General features: G+C 69.3%; 15 protein-coding genes. 13 read left to right on the forward strand and 2 right to left on the reverse strand.

Translation table 11 applies throughout. From position 1 onward, the window contains the following. The first annotated feature begins 99 nt into the window (after positions 1-99). Positions 100-468 carry a 6-carboxytetrahydropterin synthase QueD gene (queD, locus tag K8625_RS24130; RefSeq protein ID WP_370640309.1) on the forward strand — a complete coding sequence of 123 codons (369 nt, stop codon included), beginning with the start codon at positions 100-102 and terminating at the stop codon, positions 466-468. A 1-nt stretch (position 469) separates the two neighbouring features. Here queD and K8625_RS24135 read toward each other — a convergent pair whose 3' ends face one another. Further along, positions 470-1,264 (reverse strand): SDR family NAD(P)-dependent oxidoreductase, encoded by a 795-nt coding sequence (locus tag K8625_RS24135; protein ID WP_223784031.1) that lies wholly within the window; start codon positions 1,262-1,264, stop codon positions 470-472. Positions 1,265-1,406: 142 nt separating this feature from the next. Next, positions 1,407-2,243, reverse strand: coding sequence for a dihydroneopterin aldolase (locus tag K8625_RS24140; protein ID WP_223784032.1), 837 nt, complete (start codon positions 2,241-2,243; stop codon positions 1,407-1,409). Between the two features lie 270 nt (positions 2,244-2,513). Between K8625_RS24140 and K8625_RS24145 the strand changes: the two genes are divergently transcribed. The 12 genes from K8625_RS24145 to K8625_RS24200 all read left to right on the forward strand — a co-directional run bounded on the left by K8625_RS24145 (position 2,514) and on the right by K8625_RS24200 (position 18,508). Next, the gene (locus K8625_RS24145; RefSeq protein WP_223784033.1) at positions 2,514-3,902 is read left to right on the forward strand and encodes a hypothetical protein; all 1,389 of its coding nucleotides are present in this window, start codon (positions 2,514-2,516) and stop codon (positions 3,900-3,902) included. 671 nt (positions 3,903-4,573) lie between these two features. After that, complete coding sequence (locus K8625_RS24150; protein WP_223784034.1) at positions 4,574-5,752, forward strand: efflux RND transporter periplasmic adaptor subunit; 1,179 nt, start codon at positions 4,574-4,576, stop codon at positions 5,750-5,752. After that, positions 5,749-8,934 carry a multidrug efflux RND transporter permease subunit gene (locus K8625_RS24155; RefSeq protein ID WP_223784035.1) on the forward strand — a complete coding sequence of 1,062 codons (3,186 nt, stop codon included), beginning with the start codon at positions 5,749-5,751 and terminating at the stop codon, positions 8,932-8,934. The genes K8625_RS24150 and K8625_RS24155 overlap by 4 nt, the downstream gene beginning before the upstream one ends. A 656-nt stretch (positions 8,935-9,590) precedes the next feature. Next, on the forward strand, positions 9,591-9,911 hold the full coding sequence (locus K8625_RS24160; RefSeq protein WP_223745861.1) for a putative quinol monooxygenase: 321 nt from the start codon (positions 9,591-9,593) through the stop codon (positions 9,909-9,911). A 51-nt stretch (positions 9,912-9,962) separates the two neighbouring features. Further along, positions 9,963-10,742: an SDR family oxidoreductase gene (locus K8625_RS24165; protein WP_223784036.1), complete on the forward strand. Its 780-nt coding sequence runs from the start codon at positions 9,963-9,965 to the stop codon at positions 10,740-10,742. A gap of 42 nt (positions 10,743-10,784) precedes the next feature. Further along, positions 10,785-12,275, forward strand: coding sequence for an aldehyde dehydrogenase family protein (locus tag K8625_RS24170; protein ID WP_223784037.1), 1,491 nt, complete (start codon positions 10,785-10,787; stop codon positions 12,273-12,275). Positions 12,276-12,279: 4 nt separating this feature from the next. Then, positions 12,280-13,404, forward strand: a complete 1,125-nt coding sequence (locus K8625_RS24175; protein WP_223784038.1) for a metallophosphoesterase — start codon at positions 12,280-12,282, stop codon at positions 13,402-13,404. Further along, the gene (locus tag K8625_RS24180; RefSeq protein ID WP_223784039.1) at positions 13,397-14,368 is read left to right on the forward strand and encodes an AraC family transcriptional regulator; all 972 of its coding nucleotides are present in this window, start codon (positions 13,397-13,399) and stop codon (positions 14,366-14,368) included. The genes K8625_RS24175 and K8625_RS24180 overlap by 8 nt, the downstream gene beginning before the upstream one ends. 130 nt (positions 14,369-14,498) lie before the next feature. After that, positions 14,499-15,146, forward strand: coding sequence for a cysteine hydrolase family protein (locus tag K8625_RS24185; RefSeq protein WP_223745594.1), 648 nt, complete (start codon positions 14,499-14,501; stop codon positions 15,144-15,146). Between the two features lie 54 nt (positions 15,147-15,200). After that, positions 15,201-16,061, forward strand: a complete 861-nt coding sequence (locus tag K8625_RS24190) for an ion transporter (RefSeq protein WP_223745595.1) — start codon at positions 15,201-15,203, stop codon at positions 16,059-16,061. 143 nt (positions 16,062-16,204) lie between these two features. Next, entirely contained in the window at positions 16,205-17,101 is an 897-nt protein-coding gene (locus K8625_RS24195) for an NAD-dependent epimerase/dehydratase family protein (RefSeq protein ID WP_223784040.1), read from the forward strand. Positions 17,102-17,206: 105 nt separating this feature from the next. Beyond that, positions 17,207-18,508, forward strand: coding sequence for a PQQ-dependent sugar dehydrogenase (locus tag K8625_RS24200; protein ID WP_223745597.1), 1,302 nt, complete (start codon positions 17,207-17,209; stop codon positions 18,506-18,508). The last annotated feature ends 78 nt before the right edge of the window (positions 18,509-18,586 follow it).

Raw genomic sequence — 18,586 nt, forward strand, 5'->3', positions numbered from 1 at the left:
GGGGAGGGGGCGTCGGGCCCGTGTCTTGGCTCGACGCCCGGGGCGGAACGTGGGTAGAAGGCCGGTGCAATGGAGCCTGTTTCGAAGCCCAAAGTCTCGCTGGTGACCGAAATCTCGAGGGAGTTCACCTTCGAGGCCGCGCACTTCCTCCCCAACGTCCCGCCGGGGCACAAGTGCTCGCGCGTCCACGGGCACAGCTATCGCGTCGAAGTCACCGTGCGCGGTCCGGTGGACCCCCACTACGGCTGGGTGGTCGACTTCGCCACGCTCACCGAGGCCTGGCAGGCGATGCACGCGCAGCTGGACCACCGGCTGCTGAATGACGTGCCGGGGCTGGAGAACCCCACCAGCGAGCTGCTGGCCGCCTGGGTCTTCAGCAAGCTGAGCTTCCCCACCGCGAAGGTGGTGAAGATTCGCGTCGCGGAGACCTGCACGTCTCAGTGTGTCGTCTATCCCGAAGAGGGCTGACTCACTCGCGCAGCAGCAGCCCGCCGTCGAGCACCAGCTCCGTGCCGGTCATCCAGGACGCGCCCAGCAGGTGGCGCACGGCCTCGGCGACGTCCTCCGGATGTCCCAGTCTGCCGAGGGGATGCAGAGAGCGCAGGCCCGCGAGCTGGGCCTCCTGACGGCGGGTGTACTCCTCGGGCGGTGGCGTCGCCTCGCCCGGTGCGAGCCTCACCTCGCGCACCATGTCCGTCTCCACGACTCCGGGCAGCACCGCGTTGGCGCGGACGCCCCGGGCCGCGCCCGCCAGCGCGAGGACCTTCATCACCTGGAGCAGGCCCGCCTTCGCCGCGCTGTACACCGCGCTGGTGACGATGGGCCGCGTGGCCAGCGTGGACGCGACGAAGACCTGCGCGCCGCCGGGCTCCAACACCTCCAGCGCCTGCTCACCCAGGCGCAGCGGCGCGACGAGGTTGATCTCCAGCTGGGAGCGCAGCGCGTCCTCGCCGATGTGTCCCGGCGGTTGATGCACCACCTGGCCCGCGCTGTGGACGAAGCCGTCCAGGCCGCCCAGCAGCTCCGCGGCCCGACGCAGCAGTCCCTCGCGCTCCTTGGAGGACGACACGTCACAGGGCAGGGCGAAGGCCTGTCCTGGCCACGCGCGTGACACCTCGTTGAGGACGTCCGCGCGACGACCCGTCACGACGACGCGGCCACCCGCGCGCAGCAGGGCCTCCGCCACCGCGCGGCCGATGCCCGTCCCGCCTCCGGTGATGAGCACCTTCCGGGTGCCTGTCGGCGTCATGAGCAGCGCTCCCATCGCACGTCCACCTGTGCGCGGCGGTCGCTCACGGTGACGGGCGTTCCGGCAGGGCTTGCGTCACCTGGAAGGGCGTCGTTCGAGCGGGAGTCTCTCCTCGGTCCTTCATGCCCGGTCAGGTGCTCGTCCGTTGCCACCGCGCTCATGACCGCGTCCCCGTCGAGGACTCCGAGGCGACCAGCTCATCGTGCGGATAGTAGGAGGTGCCCGTGACGGGTGTCAGACCCTCGGCGGGGGCCTCGGTCTCCACCTCGTCCGACGGGATGAAGCCGGGCTTGTCGACACAGAGCACGGTCTGCTCGGTGGACGAGGGGTTGTCGTAGCGATGCGGGAAGCCGCGCGGCCAGTGGAACGCCTGTCCCCGGGCCACGGGCCGGTGTTGCAGGTGCAGCCCTCCGCCCAGCACCAGCTCGCTCTCCTCCATCTTCTGGTGCACGTGCGTGGGGATGTGGCCTCCGGGCCTGACTCGCAGCCGGTAGACGCCGTAGCCCGTCCCCTCGTGGATGATGTCCACGCGGCCGAAGGACTTCTCCTCCTTGCCGTAGACCATCTCCTGCGCGCTGCGGTGCACCTGGAGAGAGGGAATCGCCAGCCCGCCCAGCGCGTGGGGCTTGGTGACTCGCACCGTGGCCGCGTGGACCTGAGCGCGCGGCACGTCCTCGGTGGGTGGCGCCAGCACGTAGCGGCAGATGGCCTCGGCGGCGGACTCGAGCAGCTCGAAGCGACACGACTCCAAGAGGAAGCGCAGCTCCCCCGCGAGCCGGCCGTAGTTCACCGTGTGCGAGAGCTTGCCGCCCGCCGCGGAGCGCGTGTCCAGGAACAGCGCCACGTCGACTTGCAGCGGCTGGGCGGAGATGCGCTCCCGATTGAAGATGCCCACGATGCAGTCCACCGTGAGGCCCCGCACCTCGATGACGTCCAGAGGTCGGCCCTCGGCCGTGGTGATGGTGGGGGGATGGAAGGCGTGCTCGATGCTCATGGCTGTCCTGGAATGTAGGCCGCCCATCGTCCGAGGGAAACGCGGACGAGGGCTCCCGTCTCCTCAGTAACAGGCCGGGGCGGTGAAGGCACCGCCGACGGGCTCCCTGGCCGTGCCCGAGCGGCGTCCGGGCCCCCCTGCCTCCGAGGCCCCCGGTGTGGTCGTCCCGAGGCGCTCGTTCCTGTTTCCCGGCTGGAGGTGCAATCCAGTGGCATCGAGTCCTCCAGGTCCTGGCCTTGGGGGCGCGAGTTGCGCGATTCTGCGCGGTACATGCTCCTCGTCCTCCTGGGTGTGCTGCTGTCCGCGAAGCCGGCGCCGGCCGCGAAGGTCTTCGTGCCGTGTCCCCAGACCACGCCCGAGTGGAGCGCGGCCCACGAGCGCCTCGTCGCGCTGGACGCGAAGCTGGAGTCGCTGCCCGACGGAGCCGACGGCAAGCCAGGCGTGACGGCGCTGCGCGAGCTCTTGTCCTCGCGCTGCTTCGAGCTGAGCCGCGAGGTGGACGAGCCGGTTCCCGCGGACGTGTCGCTCCTGGCCCTGAAGGACTGGTGGCGTCGGGGCGGGCGCACGTGGGTGGAGTCCTATCTGGAGCTGGGCAAGCCGGGCGTCCGCACGGTGGTGTTGCCACCGACGGTGCGTGCGGTGCTGATGCTCGACACGGTGAAGCCGGACCACAAGCTCGCGCCGTGGCTGTGCGCCATGGGGGACAGCGCCTGTGTAAGGGAGACCGAGCCCTGGGTCGTCCGGGCCGAGGCGGCCTTCGCCGCCCACCGGGAGAAAGAGGCGAAGCATCTCGCGAGCGTCGTGGATGCGGCCACCGCCGATGAGGGCTTCGGACCCGCGTTCTGCGAGAAGGAGGCCCGCAAGAAGTCCAAGCGCTGGCGATATCCCGCCTGGCGCTTGTGCCTGTCCAACCTCGGGGCCTCGGTGGAGCTGCTCCCGCTGGCGGGCTTGCGAGTCCCCTCGGAGGGCTGGCTGGTGTTGCGCGGGCGTCGCGGGCACTACTCCTTCTGCGACGAGGTGCGCGCCTACCACCTGGGCACGGGCACGGCGTGGGTGTCGCAGAGCTGCAGCGAGCTGGCCCTGTACGAAGACGCGGAGCACATCGGCAAGGTCGACGTGAAGACCACGGACGCGAACCGGAAGGCACGCGTGGCGGCGGGGACGGTGAGTCGCGACGGGCTGCGAGAGCTGACGTGGATGCTCCTGTTGTCGGGCGAACTCGACGACGTACGGCGGCTCGCCCCCATCCGGCAACGGGTTCCCGAGGGCTTCGCCATCGAGTGGCGGGAGCTCCCCGACGACTTCACCACCGTGGGCGGCGTCTCCGGGGGCGTGGTGTGGGGCAACACCGGGCAGACCGTCCTCCGGTGGTCGTGGTTCCCTCCCGAGCGTGGCGAGCCGCTCTCGGGAGATCTGACCTGGCCCGAGGCCTCGGACCCCGGCGATGACCATGCGGACTCCTTGGTGGAGGCGCTCGAGCAGACCTTCCAGGCGGGCTGTCCGACGCGCCCCGTGCCCGTGGACCTGCTCGACTTCACCCGTCCGACCACCGTCAGTCGGGTCGACGCCCCCGAGGGCGTGGCCCAGGTCCAGGATGCCCGTGTCACCGCCCTGCGCGAGTGGACGCCGCCCCCGGGCTGCACCGTCCCCGGCAGGTGAGGCCCCGCGAGATTGCGTTGCGCTCCGGGGCGCCGGGCAATTAGTAATGGGATATGTTGCAAATTACCTCGGCGGTGAGGCGCGCCGCGCCTCGGGCGTTCCGTTCATCGGGACGCTGTTGTCCCTCCATGTGTCGTTAGCGTCGTCATCGGACCTCGCGCGGAGGGCCGGGCCATCTCACGGGTCCGGTGCGTCGCGCCGTCGGCTCCGAGCTCCTCGATAGGTACCGCCGTCCTCCCATCGGTGACGCGTGCACCGGAGGGTCGACGTGTGCCTCCACACCCCAGTGTGTCGCCTCCGGCGGCCCTTGCGCCGAAGGGGTGACGTGCGCGTCGTCTCCCGTCCTGTCCGCTTGAGTCCATGACGTCGTAATCCCAGCCACCTCCATGTCCTCCGCCGGCGACCGCGCGCGCCGGACGGCAGACGTCCGTGAAGTCGTAGCCCCAGACACCCCTGTCCCCCGTCGGCGACCTCGTGCGCCGCACGGGAGATGTCCTCGAAGACGCATTCCTAGAGCCACCCCAGTCCCCCGTCGGCGACGTCGCGCGCCGCACGGCGGACGTCCGTGAAGTCGTTCCTCGTCCTGTCACTCAGGGACCGTCGGCGGTGGGCGCGCACGAGCGCGAACGCCACCGGTGTGTCCCGACCCTTGGAAGAAGTCGGAGTCCCCCATGAATTGGAAGCGTGCAGCAGTCGGAGGGGCCCTGTCCCTCCCTCTCGTCATCGGTGGTCTGGTCCTCGCGCGGAGCGAGAGCGCGGATGCGTCCGGTGGAGCAGGTGGCGCGAAGATGGCGGCGGCCCCCGTTGTCGCCGCGGAGGTCGTCACCCGGCAGGTGGCCGACAGCGCCGAGTTCACCGGTACGTTGGCGGCGGTGCAGAGCGTGGAGCTGCGGCCTCGCGTCGGCGGCTACATCGACTCGGTGCGCTTCGCGGAGGGCGGGCTGGTGACGGCGGGGCAGGTGTTGTTCCAGCTCGACTCGCGCACCTTCGAGGCCGTGTTGGACAGGGCTCGCGCGGACCTGCGTCAGGCCGAGGAGCGCCGCACGCTGGCCGACAAGCGGTTCGAGCGCGGCGAGAAGCTGGTCGCCGAGCAGGCCATCTCCCAAAGTGACTTCGACGTGCTGACGGCGGAGCGCGCGGAGTCGCGTGCACGCGTCGAGTCCGCCAAGGCGGCGGTGCGAGGCGCGGAGGTCGACCTGCAGGACACGCGCGTGCGAGCGCCCGTGAGTGGACGGGTGGGGCGGGCGGTGGTGACGCAGGGCAACCTGGTCAGCAGTGGCGCGCTGCTCACGACCATCGTCTCGGTGGAGCCCTTCTACGTCTACTTCGACGTGGACGAGGCCACGTACCTGCGCTTCGCGGGCACGACGTCCGGCGCGCGCGGGAAGGATGGGCGCGTCAACGCGGTGCCGGTGCGCGTGGCGCTGACGGGGGACGAGGGCTTCCCGCGCGAGGCGCGGCTCGACTTCCTGGACAATCAAGTGGTGGCGGGGACGGGCACGGCGCGAGCGCGCGCGGTGCTGCCCAATCCGGACGGGAAGCTGACGGCGGGGCTCTTCGCGCGGGTGCGGCTGGAGACGGGCGCGGCGCGGCCCACGGTCCTCATCCAGGACCTGGCGGTGGGCACGGACCAGAAGGGGCGCTACGTGCTGGTGGTGCGTCCGGACCAGACGCTGGAGCAGCGGCGCGTGGAGCTGGGGACGACGGAGGGCGGCCTGCGGGTGGTGCGCTCGGGGCTGGCGGCGGGTGAGAAGGTGGTGCTCAAGGGCCTGGCGAGGCCGGGGATGGCGGTGGCGCCCACGCTGGTCGCCATGGCCGGCTCCGAGCACGCCGAGGGGGCGCGGCCGTGAAGTTCGCGCACTTCTTCGTCGACCGGCCCATCTTCGCGGCCGTGTTGTCGGTGCTGCTCCTGATTGGCGGCGGCCTGTCGTTGTTCCAACTGCCGTTGAGCGAGTACCCGGCCGTGTCTCCCCCCACGGTGGTGGTGCGAGCGGCCTATCCCGGCGCGGACCCGGCCGTCATCGCGGAGACGGTGGCCGCGCCGCTGGAGCAGGAGATCAACGGCGTGGAGGGCATGCTCTACATGTCCTCGCAGGCGACGAGCGACGGCCGGGTGGCGGTGACGATTACCTTCGGCATGGGCGTCAACCCGGACACCGCGCAGGTGCAGGTGCAGAACCGGGTGGCCCGCGCGATTCCGCGGCTGCCGGCGGAGGTGCAGCGGCTGGGCGTGCTCACGGAGAAGTCGAGCCCGGACCTGCTGATGGTGGTGCACCTGGTGTCCCCGGAGGGGAAGCAGGACCCGCTCTTCCTCTCCAACTACGCGGTGCTCCAGGTGCGGGACGTGCTCCAGCGCGTGCCCGGCGTGGGCAGCGTGAACGTGCTGGGCGCGGGTGAGTACAGCATGCGTGTCTGGCTGGACCCGAGGTTGCTCGCCGCGAGAGGCCTCACCGCGAGCGACGTGGTGGCCGCCATCCGCGAGCAGAACGTGCAGGTGGCCGCGGGTGTCATCGGTCAACAGCCGGACGAGCGCTCCGCGTTCCAGCTCACCGTCACCACGCAGGGGCGGCTCACGGAGGAGGAGCAGTTCCGCGACATCGTGGTCAAGGTGGGCGAGGAGGGCCAGGTGACGCGCCTGCGGGACGTGGCCCGCGTGGAGCTGGGCGCGAGCTCCTACTCCGTGCGAGCGCGACTGGACGGCAAGTCGGCGGTGGCCATCGGCATCAGCCAGGCGTCCGGCTCCAACGCGTTGGATGTGTCCGCGGGCATCCGTGCGCGGATGACGGAGCTGAAGGAGGCCTTCCCCCAGGGCATGGAGTACAAGATTGCCTACGACCCGACGCTCTTCGTGCGCGCGTCCATCCGCAACGTGGTGACGACGTTGTTGGAGGCCGTGGTGCTGGTGGTGTTGGTGGTGCTGCTGTTCCTCCAGACGTGGCGCGCCTCCATCATCCCGCTGGCCGCGGTGCCCGTGTCGCTGGTGGGAACAGCGGCGATCATGCAGATGCTGGGCTTCTCGCTCAATACGCTGTCGCTCTTCGGCCTGGTGCTCTCCATCGGCATCGTGGTGGATGACGCCATCGTCGTCGTGGAGAACGTGGAGCGGCACATCGCGCAGGGCGTGAATCCGAAGGAAGCGGCCCGCAGGGCGATGACCGAGGTGACCGGTCCCATCATCGCGATTACGTCCGTGCTGTCGGCGGTGTTCGTCCCCACTGCGTTCCTGGGTGGTTTGACGGGACAGTTCTACCGGCAGTTCGCGCTGACCATCGCCATCTCGACCATCCTCTCGGCGTTCAACTCGCTCACGCTCAGCCCGGCGCTCGCGGGTGTGCTGCTGCGCGGTCACCACGGTCCGAAGGATGGCCTGACGCGCTTCATGGAGAAGGCGTTCGGCGGGTGGCTGTTCGGGCCGTTCAACCGCTTCTTCGACCGGGCATCCTCGGGCTACGTGTCCCTGGTGCGCAGGGTGGTGCGCGTCAGCGGAATGGCGCTCGTGGTGTACGGCGGCCTGCTGGTGCTCACGTGGCTGGGCTTCGCGAAGGTGCCCGCGGGCTTCGTGCCGATGCAGGACAAGTACTACCTGGTGGGCCTGGCGCAGCTGCCGCCCGCGTCGTCGCTGGAGCGGACGGACGCGGTGGTGAAGAAGATGTCGGACCTGATGCTGGCGGAGAAGGGCGTGGCCAACGTCGTGGCCTTCTCGGGCATCTCCATCAACGGCTTCGTCAACTCGCCCAACTCGGCCGTCGTGTTCGCCATCCTGGACGACTTCGAGAAGCGACAGTCGCCGGAGCTGTCGGCCGGGGCCATCGCGGGGAAGCTCCAGGGGAAGTTCATGGGCGTGCAGGAGGGCTTCGCGGCCATCTTCCCGCCGCCGCCGGTGCCGGGCATGGGCTCGACGGCGGGCTTCAAGCTGCAGGTGGAGGACCGGGCGGGGCTGGGCTCGCAGGCGCTGTACGAGGCCACGCAGGCCCTGGTGCAGCGTGCGTCCGCGGACCCGCAGGTGATGGGGTTGATGTCGGGGTTCGAGATCAACGTGCCGCAGCTCCACGCGGAGGTGGACCGGGTGAAGGCGAAGCAGCAGGGTGTGCCGTTGGGCTCGGTCTTCGAGACGCTCCAGATTCACCTGGGCTCGCTGTACGTGAACGACTTCAACCGCTTCGGTCGGACGTACCAGGTGAACGTGCAGGCGGACGCGAAGCACCGCATGGAGCCGGAGGACATCGGCCGGCTGCAGGTGCGCAATCCTCAGGGAGGCATGGTTCCGTTGGCCTCGCTGGTGGACGTGAGTCCCTCGTTCGGGCCGGACCAGGTGCTGCGCTACAACGGTTATCCCTCCGCGGACATCAGCGGGGCGGCGGCGCCGGGTGTGAGCACGGGACAGGCGGTGGCGGCGATGGAGCGGCTGGCGGCGGAGACGCTCCCCGCCGGCATGAGCTTCGAGTGGACCGACCTGACGTACCAGGAGAAGCTCGCGGGCAAGGAGGGCCTGTTCGTCTTCCCGCTGGCCATCCTGTTGGCGTTCCTCATCCTGGCGGCGCAGTACAACAGCTGGTCACTGCCGCTGGCGGTGCTGCTCACGGTGCCGCTGGCGTTGCTCAGCGCGATTGCCGGGGTGGGGCTGGTGGGTGGGGACAACAACATCTTCACGCAGATTGGCCTCGTGGTGCTGGTGGGGCTCGCGGCGAAGAACGCCATCCTCATCGTCGAGTTCGCCCGGGCGCAGGAGGATGAGGGGATGGGCGTGGTGCAGGCGGCGCTGGAGGCGTGCCGGCTGCGGCTGCGGCCCATCCTGATGACGTCCATCGCGTTCATCATGGGCGTGGTGCCGCTGGCGGTGGCGACGGGGGCGGGCGCGGAGATGCGTCAGGCGATGGGCGTGGCAGTGTTCGCGGGCATGCTCGGCGTGACGCTGTTCGGCCTGGTGCTGACGCCCATCTTCTACATCGTCATCCGGAAGCTCGCGCTGCGCGGCGAGGAGCGGGAGGCTCCGGCCATCCCCGCCGGAGCGACGGGGGCGGAAGGGCACTGACGTCGTTGGAGTTTGTCGGGGGTCGAGGGGCCGTCTTCTCAGGGGGAAGACGGTCTTTCGTGTTTGGGGCGGGGTGCATGGCTCTGGACGAAAGGTGCCGACGTGTGGGGGCGTGCCTGGTTTGGCTGCCAGGAGGTGCACGTGGCGAAGTCAGGGGCGCGGTCCGGTAGGAGGCGGCACGCGACGAAGGTGCGGCGCTCGGACACGGCGCTGCTCATCATCCACGAAGAAGCGCGTCAGTGCATGTCATGGCCCCTTCGGTGAGCGAAGGGCGACGCCCAGGGGACTCTTGTGCGGATGGAGTGGATTCTATCCATCCATCCGCACAACCCTCACCCCTCGCGCGAGCAGTTGGCGCAGCAGTTCCAGCCAGGGGCACGGCCAGCAAGTGCCCATCCTCGCTGCGCCGCTTGTAGCGGCCCAGGACGGCCTGCGCCGAGCCGCTGGCGCGGGAGCGGGCTGCCAGCGCTCGAAACGACGTGCCCCAGCGGCGCTGGTGCGCCTTGGCGTGCTGCTCGGGTTCCGACGCCCAAGACGATCTCGAAATAGATTCAGACGCCGCGTTATGGATCGTCTTGGGGAGAAGGACTTATTGAGAGGGTGTGGACAACGCGGAGGCCCTGACACGGCTCCGACGCTCACCCAGGAGATAAGTGATGCCCCAGGCAAGACTGAAGGCGACCCACGGCTTCCATGCGACGATGCGAGCTCGTCCGGGGCGGGCCGACGCGCTGATCGATGCACTGCTCGCGGGAGCGCCGACGAGCAACGAGAACTGCCTCGTCTATCTCGTGGGGCGCTCGTCGAGCGAGCCCGACGTCATTGACGTCACCGAGGGCTGGACTTCGAAGGAGGCCCACGCCGAGGCGTTCGCGAGCGCGTCGGCGCAGGCGCTGATCGCGAGGCTCGCGCCGCTCGTGACTGACGCCGCGCAGTACCGGGATGTCGTCCCAGTGGGCGGCTCCGTGCGCGGCTGAAGTGAACCCCAAACCCCAAACCCCCAACCCCAACCACCGAAGGAGATTTCCATGAACACCACGAAGACCCTCAAGACTGTTCTCATCACCGGCTGCTCGTCTGGCTACGGCGAGGCGACGGCCCGCTACTTCCACGACCAGGGCTGGAATGTCATCGCGACGATGCGCACCCCTCGGCTCGGCGAGCTGCCGAAGTCCGACCGGCTCCGCGTCCTGGCGTTGGACGTGACGAAGCCCGAGACCATCGCAGCAGCCCTCGAGCAGGCGGGGCCCATCGACGTGCTGGTCAACAACGCCGGCATCGGCGTCGTCGGCGCGTTCGAGGCCACCCCCATGTCGACGATTCGCGAGGTCTTCGAGACCAACACCTTCGGCGTCATGGCGGTGCTCCAGGCCGCGGTGCCTCGGTTCCGCGAGCGCCGGGCGGGCGTGATCGTGAACGTGACCTCGAGCGTGACGCTCGCGCCGATGCCGCTCGCCGCCGTGTACACGGCCAGCAAGCTCGCCGTCGAGGGCTTCACCGCCTCGCTCGCCCACGAGTTGGGCGCCTTCAACGTGAAGGTGAAGCTCGTCGAGCCTGGCTACGGCCCGGGCACGCGCTTCACCGCGAACGGCACCACGCGCATGCAGGGGTTGATCCCCAAGTCCTACGAGGCGTTCGCGCAGCCCATCTTCGCGGCCTTCGCGCAGCCGGGGCTCACGACGACGGCGTCCGATGTGGCCGAGGCCATCTGGCGCGCGGCCAACGATGAGACCGGGACGCTCCGTTTTCCAGCCGGGCCAGACGCCGTCGCGCTCGCGAAGTCGGCGTCGCTCATCAAGGTCGCCTGACGTCGGCACCCACTTCAACCTCAACACCCAGGAGAGAACACCATGTCACAGCTCAACGCGGAACATCGTCTCTTCATCAACGGCACCCTCGTCGAGGCCGAGGGCGGCGCCACCTACGACGTCATCAACCCGGCGACGGAGGAGATCGTCGGCGTCGTAGCCGCCGCCTCCGTCGCGGATGGCGACCGCGCCATCGCCGCTGCCCGCCGCTGCTTCGACGAGTCGGACTGGTCGACCAACACCGCGAGGCGCATCCGCGCACTGACGCAATTGCGTGATGGCCTCAAGGCGGTCAGCGAGGAGTGGCGGCGTCAGGTCGTCGCGGAGAGCGGGTGCCCCCTCGCGTTCACGCATGGCCCGATGCTCGACAGCCCGGTGGCGGACATCGACTACTCGCTGAAGCTCCTCGAGACCTACGACTTCGAGCGCGAGCTCGAGGACCTTGGCTCGCCCATCGGCGGCCCCGCGCGTCGCCTGGTGTGCAAGGAGGCCGCCGGGGTGGTGGTGGCCATCACGCCGTGGAACGCGCCGGTGCAGACCAACATGCAGAAGAGCATCCCCGCGCTGGCCGCGGGCTGCACGGTGGTCCTCAAGGCGGCCCAGAATACGCCGTGGGCGGCGACCATGCTCGGTCGCGTCGCGGCCCAGTGCCCGGACCTGCCTCCGGGAGCCTTCAACGTGCTGACGTCGACGGGGAGCGGCTCGCTCGGCTCGATGCTCACGTCCGACCCGCGCGTCGACGTCATCTCCTTCACGGGCTCGACGGCCACGGGACGTCGCGTGATGGAGAGCGCGTCGAAGACCATCAAGCGCACGCTGCTCGAGCTGGGCGGCAAGTCCGCGATGATCGTCCTCGACGACGCGAAGTTCCCAGAGGCGCTGACGGGCGCGGCCTTCGTCTGCGCCAACGCGGGCCAGGGCTGCGTGCTGAACACGCGCTTGCTCGTCGCGCGCTCCCGTTACGACGAGGCCATCGCGATCCTCGAGCAGATCTACCGCGACGTGCCCTACGGTGACCCGGCCGACGTGAAGAACATCATGGGCCCGATGATCAGCGCGGGGCAGCGCGAGCGCGTGCTCGCCTACATCGAGAAAGGCAAGGCCGAGGGCGCTCGTCTCGTGGTGGGCGGCGGCACGCCGAAGCACCTCAGCAAGGGCTACTTCGTCGAGCCGACCCTGTTCGCCGACGTCGACAACTCGATGACGATCGCGCAGGAGGAGATCTTCGGCCCGGTGCTCGTCGTCATCCCGTTCGATGACGACGACGACGCGGTCCGCATCGCGAACGACTCCATCTACGGGCTCTCGGGTTCGGTCATCTCGGCGTCGCCGTCGCGCGCGATGCGGGTGGCCCGTCGCATCCGCACGGGCTCGATGAACGTCAACGGCGCCTTCTTCTTCTCTCCGAACGCACCCTTCGGCGGCTACAAGCAGTCGGGGCTGGGCAGGGAGAACGGCGTCGAGGGCTTCGAGGAGTACCTTGAGACCAAGACCATCGCCGTCCCCAGCGACTTCCCGCGCCTGGTCGGATGACATCATGGGACGCCTTCTTCCGCTCGTCGTGTACCTCCCCGCCGGCGTCGCCATCGTCGGCGGGATCCACTACTACCTCTGGGCGCGGCTCGTGCGCGACGTGGGCTTCGGGCCGACGACGGCGTTCGGATTGAAGGCGCTCCTCGTGTTCCTCGCGGCGAGCGTTCCGCTCGGCGTGATCGCGAGTCGGCTCGTGCCCTATCGATGGTCGGTCTGGTGGCTCGAGCCCATCTACCTCTGGCTCGGCACCTCCATGCTCCTCGCGATGGGGTTGGCCGTGATGGAGGTGCTGCCCATCACGACGTCCCGAGCGTCGAGCGCGGCTGTCGTCCTGGTGATGGGCCTCGGCGCGGCCGCGTTGGCCGCGCACGAAGCCCGCAGGGTGCGTGTCGAACGCGTGGAAATCCCCCTGCGCAAGCTGCCGCGAGAGTTTGATCGGCTGCGCCTCGTACAGCTCTCGGATCTGCACATCGGCCAGACGCTCGGGCGCGCGTTCCTCGAGGAGGTCGTCTCGCAAGTGAACGCCCTCGCGCCCGACGCCGTGCTCATCACGGGCGACCTGGTGGACGGCCGCGTCGCGGACATCGCGGCCGACATCGCGCCGCTTGCCGCGCTCACCTCGACCTACGGCACGTTCTTCGTCACCGGGAACCACGAGTACCACGCGGATGCGCCCGAGTGGTGCGAGCATCTTGGCAAGCTCGGCGTCCGAGTCCTACGCAATGAGCACGTCGCCCTCGAGCGCGCCGGACAGGTCCTCCACCTCGCGGGTATTGATGACTACGAGGCGGCGCACTTCGACGTCGGCCATGGCCCCGATCTCGCGCGAGCCGTCGAGGGCCGCGACCGCAGCAAGGTGCTCATCCTCATGGCGCACCAGCCGAAGGCCGTTCAGGAGGCTGTGCGGCACGGCGTCGACCTGCAGCTCTCCGGGCACACGCACGGAGGCCAGTTCTGGCCACTGCGTTGGCTGCTTCGGGCGGGCCAGCCCGTCGTCGATGGGCTTCGCAGGGTGGGAGACACGCTCGTCTACGTCAGCCGAGGCACGGGCCACTCAGGGCCACCCATGCGGCTCGGCGTTCCGCCGGAGATGACCGAGCTCGTGCTGAGGAGCGAAGACGATGTATGATGTCGAAATGGCAAAACGTTCGCCAGCGTCCGACACGCCGCCGCCCACGCACGAATCCTCCGACCCGCTCGCGGCGGTCATCTCCCTGCTCCGTCCGCAGACAGTCTTGCCCAAGGTCATCAGCGGCGCGGGGCAGTGGAGTGTGCGGTACCCGGCGCACAACGAGCCCGGCTTCTGCATCATGCTGGAAGGGACATGCTTCCTTGATGTCGACGGCGTCGACGGGGTGCAGCTCGAGGAGGGCGACTTCGTGCTCCTGCCTTCGACGCCGGGCTTCACGATGTCGAGCGCCCAGGGGCTGAAGCCGAGGCTCATCACCGCGGCGGACGGCAACGAGCTACGGCACGGTACGCCCACGGGCCGCCCGACGATGCGCCAGCTCGGCGGCTACTTCCTCGTGGACCGCGCGAACGCGAGTCTCCTCGAGAAGTTCCTGCCCGTGATGATCCTCATCCGACGCGATGATCCCGGTGCCGTGCGTCTGCGGCGGCTCGTCGAGCTCATCGCAGACGAGGCGGCGACCCGTCGAACGGGGCGTGCGCTGATCCTCGAGCGGCTCGTCGAGGTGCTGCTCGTCGAGGCGCTGCGCCTTCGACCCGCGGAAGCGGCGGGGCGGGAGACGGGCTTGCTCGCTGGCCTCGCTGACCCTGACCTTGCGCGTGCTCTTCGGAAGATGCACGCCGACGTCGCGCACCGGTGGACCGTCGCGGAGCTCGGACGCGTCGCCGGCATGTCGCGCGCGGTGTTCGCCGAGCGATTCGCGAGAACGGTGGGCATGCCGCCGATGGAGTACCTGCTCGAGTGGCGCATCGCGATCGCCAAGGACGTCCTGCTTCGCGAGCACACGCCCCTCGCCGAGCTCGCCGAGAGGATCGGCTACCAGTCGGCAAGCGCCTTCAGCGTCGCGTTCTCGCGTCACGCCGGGTGTTCCCCGAGCGGGTTCGCGCGCTCGATGCGCGCGTGACCGGAGGCCCGCGAGGGGCCGTCTTCTCAGGGGGAAGGCGACCTCTCGTGTTGGGGGCGGGGTGCACGGTTCTGGACGAAAGGTGCCGGCGTGCGGGGGGAGTGCCTAGCTTGGCCGCCAGGAGGTGCACGTGGCGAAGTCAGGGGCACGGTCCGGCGGGAAGGCGCGCGCGACGAAGGAGCGACGCTCGGACACGGCGCTGCTCATCATCGACGTCATCAATGACCTGGAGTTCCCGGGCGGGGAGAAGGTGCTGCCCTGGGCGCTGCGCATGGTGGAGCGGCTGGGGCCGCTGGCCCGGCGGATGCGCTCGGCGGGGGTGCCGGTCATCTACGTCAACGACAACTTCAACCACTGGCGCAGCAACTTCCGGGACGTCTATCGGCACTGCACCCGCAAGGGGATTCGAGGGAGGCCGGTGGCGCGGGCGTTGAAGCCCGAGCCGAGGGACTACTTCGTCCTCAAGCCGAAGCACTCGGCGTTCTTCGCGACGTCGCTGGTTCCGTTGTTGGAGCACCTGGGGACGAAGAAGCTGCTGATGGCGGGGATGGCCACGAACCTGTGCGTCTTCTTCAGCGCGCATGACGCGCACATGCACGAGTACGACATCACCGTGCTGAGCGACTGCTGCGCGGCGGAGAGCGACGGGGACCATGACCTGGCGTTGGACCAGCTCCAGCGCTTCCTGGGCGTGCGCGTGTGCCGGGCGGATGAGGTGAAGCGCACCCGCCGCGCTCGGAAGCCGGCGCATTCCGCCAAGGGGGCAGGGCGGTTGTGACGTTGGGACGCAAGGTTTCCCGAATCGAGCGCCGCCGCGTCTAGACTGCCCTGCGTGTCCAGGTCTTCCGAGCAGAGCCCCGTGGGCGGCTTCCGCGCCCGTCTCCACACCATCATCTTCGAGGCCGATACACCGGCGGGGAAGGCGTTCGACGTGGCCCTGATGTGGGCCATCCTGTTCAGCGTCATCGCGGTGATGCTGGAGAGTGTCGCCCCGGTGCGGGAGCGCCATGGCACCGCGCTCTCCATCGCGGAGTGGGCCTTCACCGCCATCTTCGCCACGGAGTATGTGCTGCGGCTCGTCGCCGTCCGCCGTCCGCTGGATTATGCGCGCAGCTTCTTTGGCCTCGTGGACCTGCTGGCCATCCTGCCCTCGTTCCTGAGCGTGCTGTTCCCGGGCGCCCAGACGTTGCTCGTCGTCCGAGTGCTGCGCCTGCTGCGCGTCTTCCGCGTGCTGAAGCTGGGGCACCTGTTGGGACAGGCGGAGATCCTCATGACGGCGCTGCGCGCGAGCCGGGGGAAGATCACCGTCTTCCTCGGCTTCGTCCTGACGGTGGTCGTCATCATGGGCTCCGTCATGTACCTGGTCGAGGGCGAGGCCCATGGCTTCGACAGCATCCCCCGCGCCATGTACTGGGCCGTGGTGACGATGACGACCGTGGGCTTCGGTGACATCACGCCGAAGACGATTCCGGGGCAGTTCATCGCGTCGGTGTTGATGATCATGGGCTACGGCATCCTCGCGGTGCCCACGGGCATCGTCTCCGTGGAGCTGGCCGCCGCCGCCCGTGGCCCCGTGGACACCCAGGCGTGCCCCGGCTGTGGCAACCAGGGACACGACCTGGACGCGCGCTTCTGCAAGAGCTGTGGGTCGGTGCTGGACTGGACGCCGCCGAAGCCTCCACCCACGCCCTGAGTCGCGCCGTTGTTCGACGCAGGCCACCTGCTCCAGTCGGGATGTTCATTGCTGGCCGGGGCGTGCCCGGCCCGTGCATCAATCCGAGGCTCTCCGCTCCGGGCGCGGCACAGTGAGGCCCTTCCTTTCCTGGAGACCTCACGATGAACCTCTTCATCACTGGCGCCACCGGCTTCATTGGCGGCTCGCTGGCCGTGGACCTCAAGGCCCGGGGCCATTCGATTCGGGGACTGGTGCGCGATGAGGCCAAGGCCCGGAAGCTGGCGGCGCTCGGCGTCGAGCCCGTCCTGGGGGACCTGGACAACGTCGCGGTGCTCACGGCCGAGGCCCGGCGCGCGGACGGTGTCATCAACGCGGCGAGCAGTGACCACGAGAAGGCCATCCGGGCCCTGATTGAAGGCGTGAAGGGCTCGGGCAAGCCGCTGCTGCACACCAGCGGCTCCAGCGTCATCGGCGACGACGTGAAGGGCGACGCGCTGTCACCCAACGTGTTCGACGAGGACACGCCGTTCATCGTCGAGCCCGAAAAGCAGGCGCGGCACGCGCTCGACAACAGCGTCCTCGCGGCGCCGGGGGCTCGGGGCATGGTGCTGTGCAACACGATGATCTACGGCACGGGGAAGGGCCTGAGCCGCGACAGCGTGCAGATTCCTCCGCTGGTGGCGCAGGCTCGCAAGAGCGGCGTGGTGCGCGTCGTCGGCAAGGGCGTCAACCGCTGGTCCAACGTCCACATCGACGACGTCACGGCGCTCTACGCGCTGGCGCTGGAGAAGGCCCCGTCGGGGGCGTTCTACTTCGTGGAGAACGGCGAGGCGTCCTACGCGGAGATTGGCGAGGCCATCGCGGCGCGGCTGAAGCTGGGCCCGGTGCGGTCCTGGTCCGTGGAGGAGGCGTCACGCGAGTGGGGCGAGGGCCACGCTCGCTACTCGTTCGGCTCCAACAGCCGGGTGCGCGGGAAGCGCGCGCGGCGCGAACTGGGCTGGGCGCCTCGCCATGACTCGGTGACCCGCTGGATTCGCGAGGAGATGCCCCTGGATTGAGGCGGCTTGCGTCCGCCGTCCGACATCCCCACATCCTTTTCGCGCGAGGCTCGCGGCACTTCGTGTTTGCTGCGCGTCGTTCGTCCCACCTGGAGGAGTGTGCTCATGCGTTCCCTGTTGGCGTCCCTGGCTTGTACTTCCCTGCTGACCCTCGCGGGGACCTCGCATGCACAGCCCGCGGGCAAACCCGCGGACCAGGGCGGCAACCTGGCCCCCGGGCAGGCAAAGGGCAGTCAGCAGACGGATCCTCGGCAGGGCCCCAACCCGACGGGCGCTCCCGTCGAGCAGGCCCCGCCCAACGTCCCCGAATTCAAGCCGGCCTTCCCCGGCCAGACGCGCGCGCCCGCCGTCAACACGCGCACGGCCCTGCAGGTCACCGAGGTCGCCTCCGGCTTCAACAAGCCCTGGGCCATCGCGTTCCTGCCGGACAAGCGGATGCTCGTCACGGAGAAGCCGACGGGGAAGCTCTTCATCGTCACGCCCGAGGGCAAGAAGTCGCCGGCCATCGCGGGCCTGCCCAAGGTGGATGGTCGCAACCAGGGCGGTCTGCTCGACGTCGAGGTGGGGCCGGACTACGGCACCAGTGGCCTCATCTACTGGACCTATTACGAGCCCCGGAAGGGCGGCAACGGGCTCGCGGTGGCGCGCGCCAAGCTGGTGGATGGACCCAAGCCCAAGGTCGAGGGCGTGAAGGTCATCTTCCGCATGGAGCCGACGCTGGAGTCCACGCTGCACGCGGGTGGCCGACTCGTCTTCACGCCGGATGGGAAGCTGTTCGTCACGCTGGGCGAGCGCTCCATCATGGAGGGCCGCGTCCAGGCTCGCGACCTCAAGAGCGACTTCGGGAAGATTGTCCGCATCAACCCGGACGGCTCCATCCCGAAGGACAACCCCTTCGTGGGGCAGAAGGACGCGCGGCCGGAGATCTGGACGCTGGGGCACCGCAACATCCTGTCGGCGGCGCTCGACAGCAAGGGACGCCTCTGGGAGGTGGAGATGGGGCCTCGCGGTGGTGACGAGCTCAACCTCATCGAGCGCGGCAAGGACTACGGCTGGCCCACCATCGGCTACGGCGAGGAATACTCCGGCGAGCCCATCCACAAGACCACCCAGGGCCCGGGCATGGAGCAGCCGGTGTACTACTGGGACCCGGTGATTTCGCCCTCGGGCATGACCATCTACTCCGGTGCGCTGTTCCCCGAGTGGAAGGGCAACTTCTTCATCGGTGGCTTGTCCAGCACGGCCCTCGTGCGACTGGTGCTCGAGAACGACCGTGTCGTGGGCGAGGAGCGGCTGTTGATGGACCAGAAGGCCCGCATCCGCGAGGTCGTCCAGGGCCCGGAGGGCGCGCTGTACCTGCTCACCGACGACTCGAACGGCAAGCTGCTGAAGGTGACGCCGCGCTGAAGCCAGGCGGGGTGCTCGCGTGCGGGGGCGGGCCCGGTTCGCCTCCGCGCGCGGTGGTTGACCGCAACAACCGGGTCG

The sequence above is a fragment of the Myxococcus sp. AS-1-15 genome (assembly GCF_020037055.1).
In the GTDB taxonomy this organism is placed as follows: Bacteria; Myxococcota; Myxococcia; order Myxococcales; family Myxococcaceae; genus Myxococcus; species Myxococcus fulvus.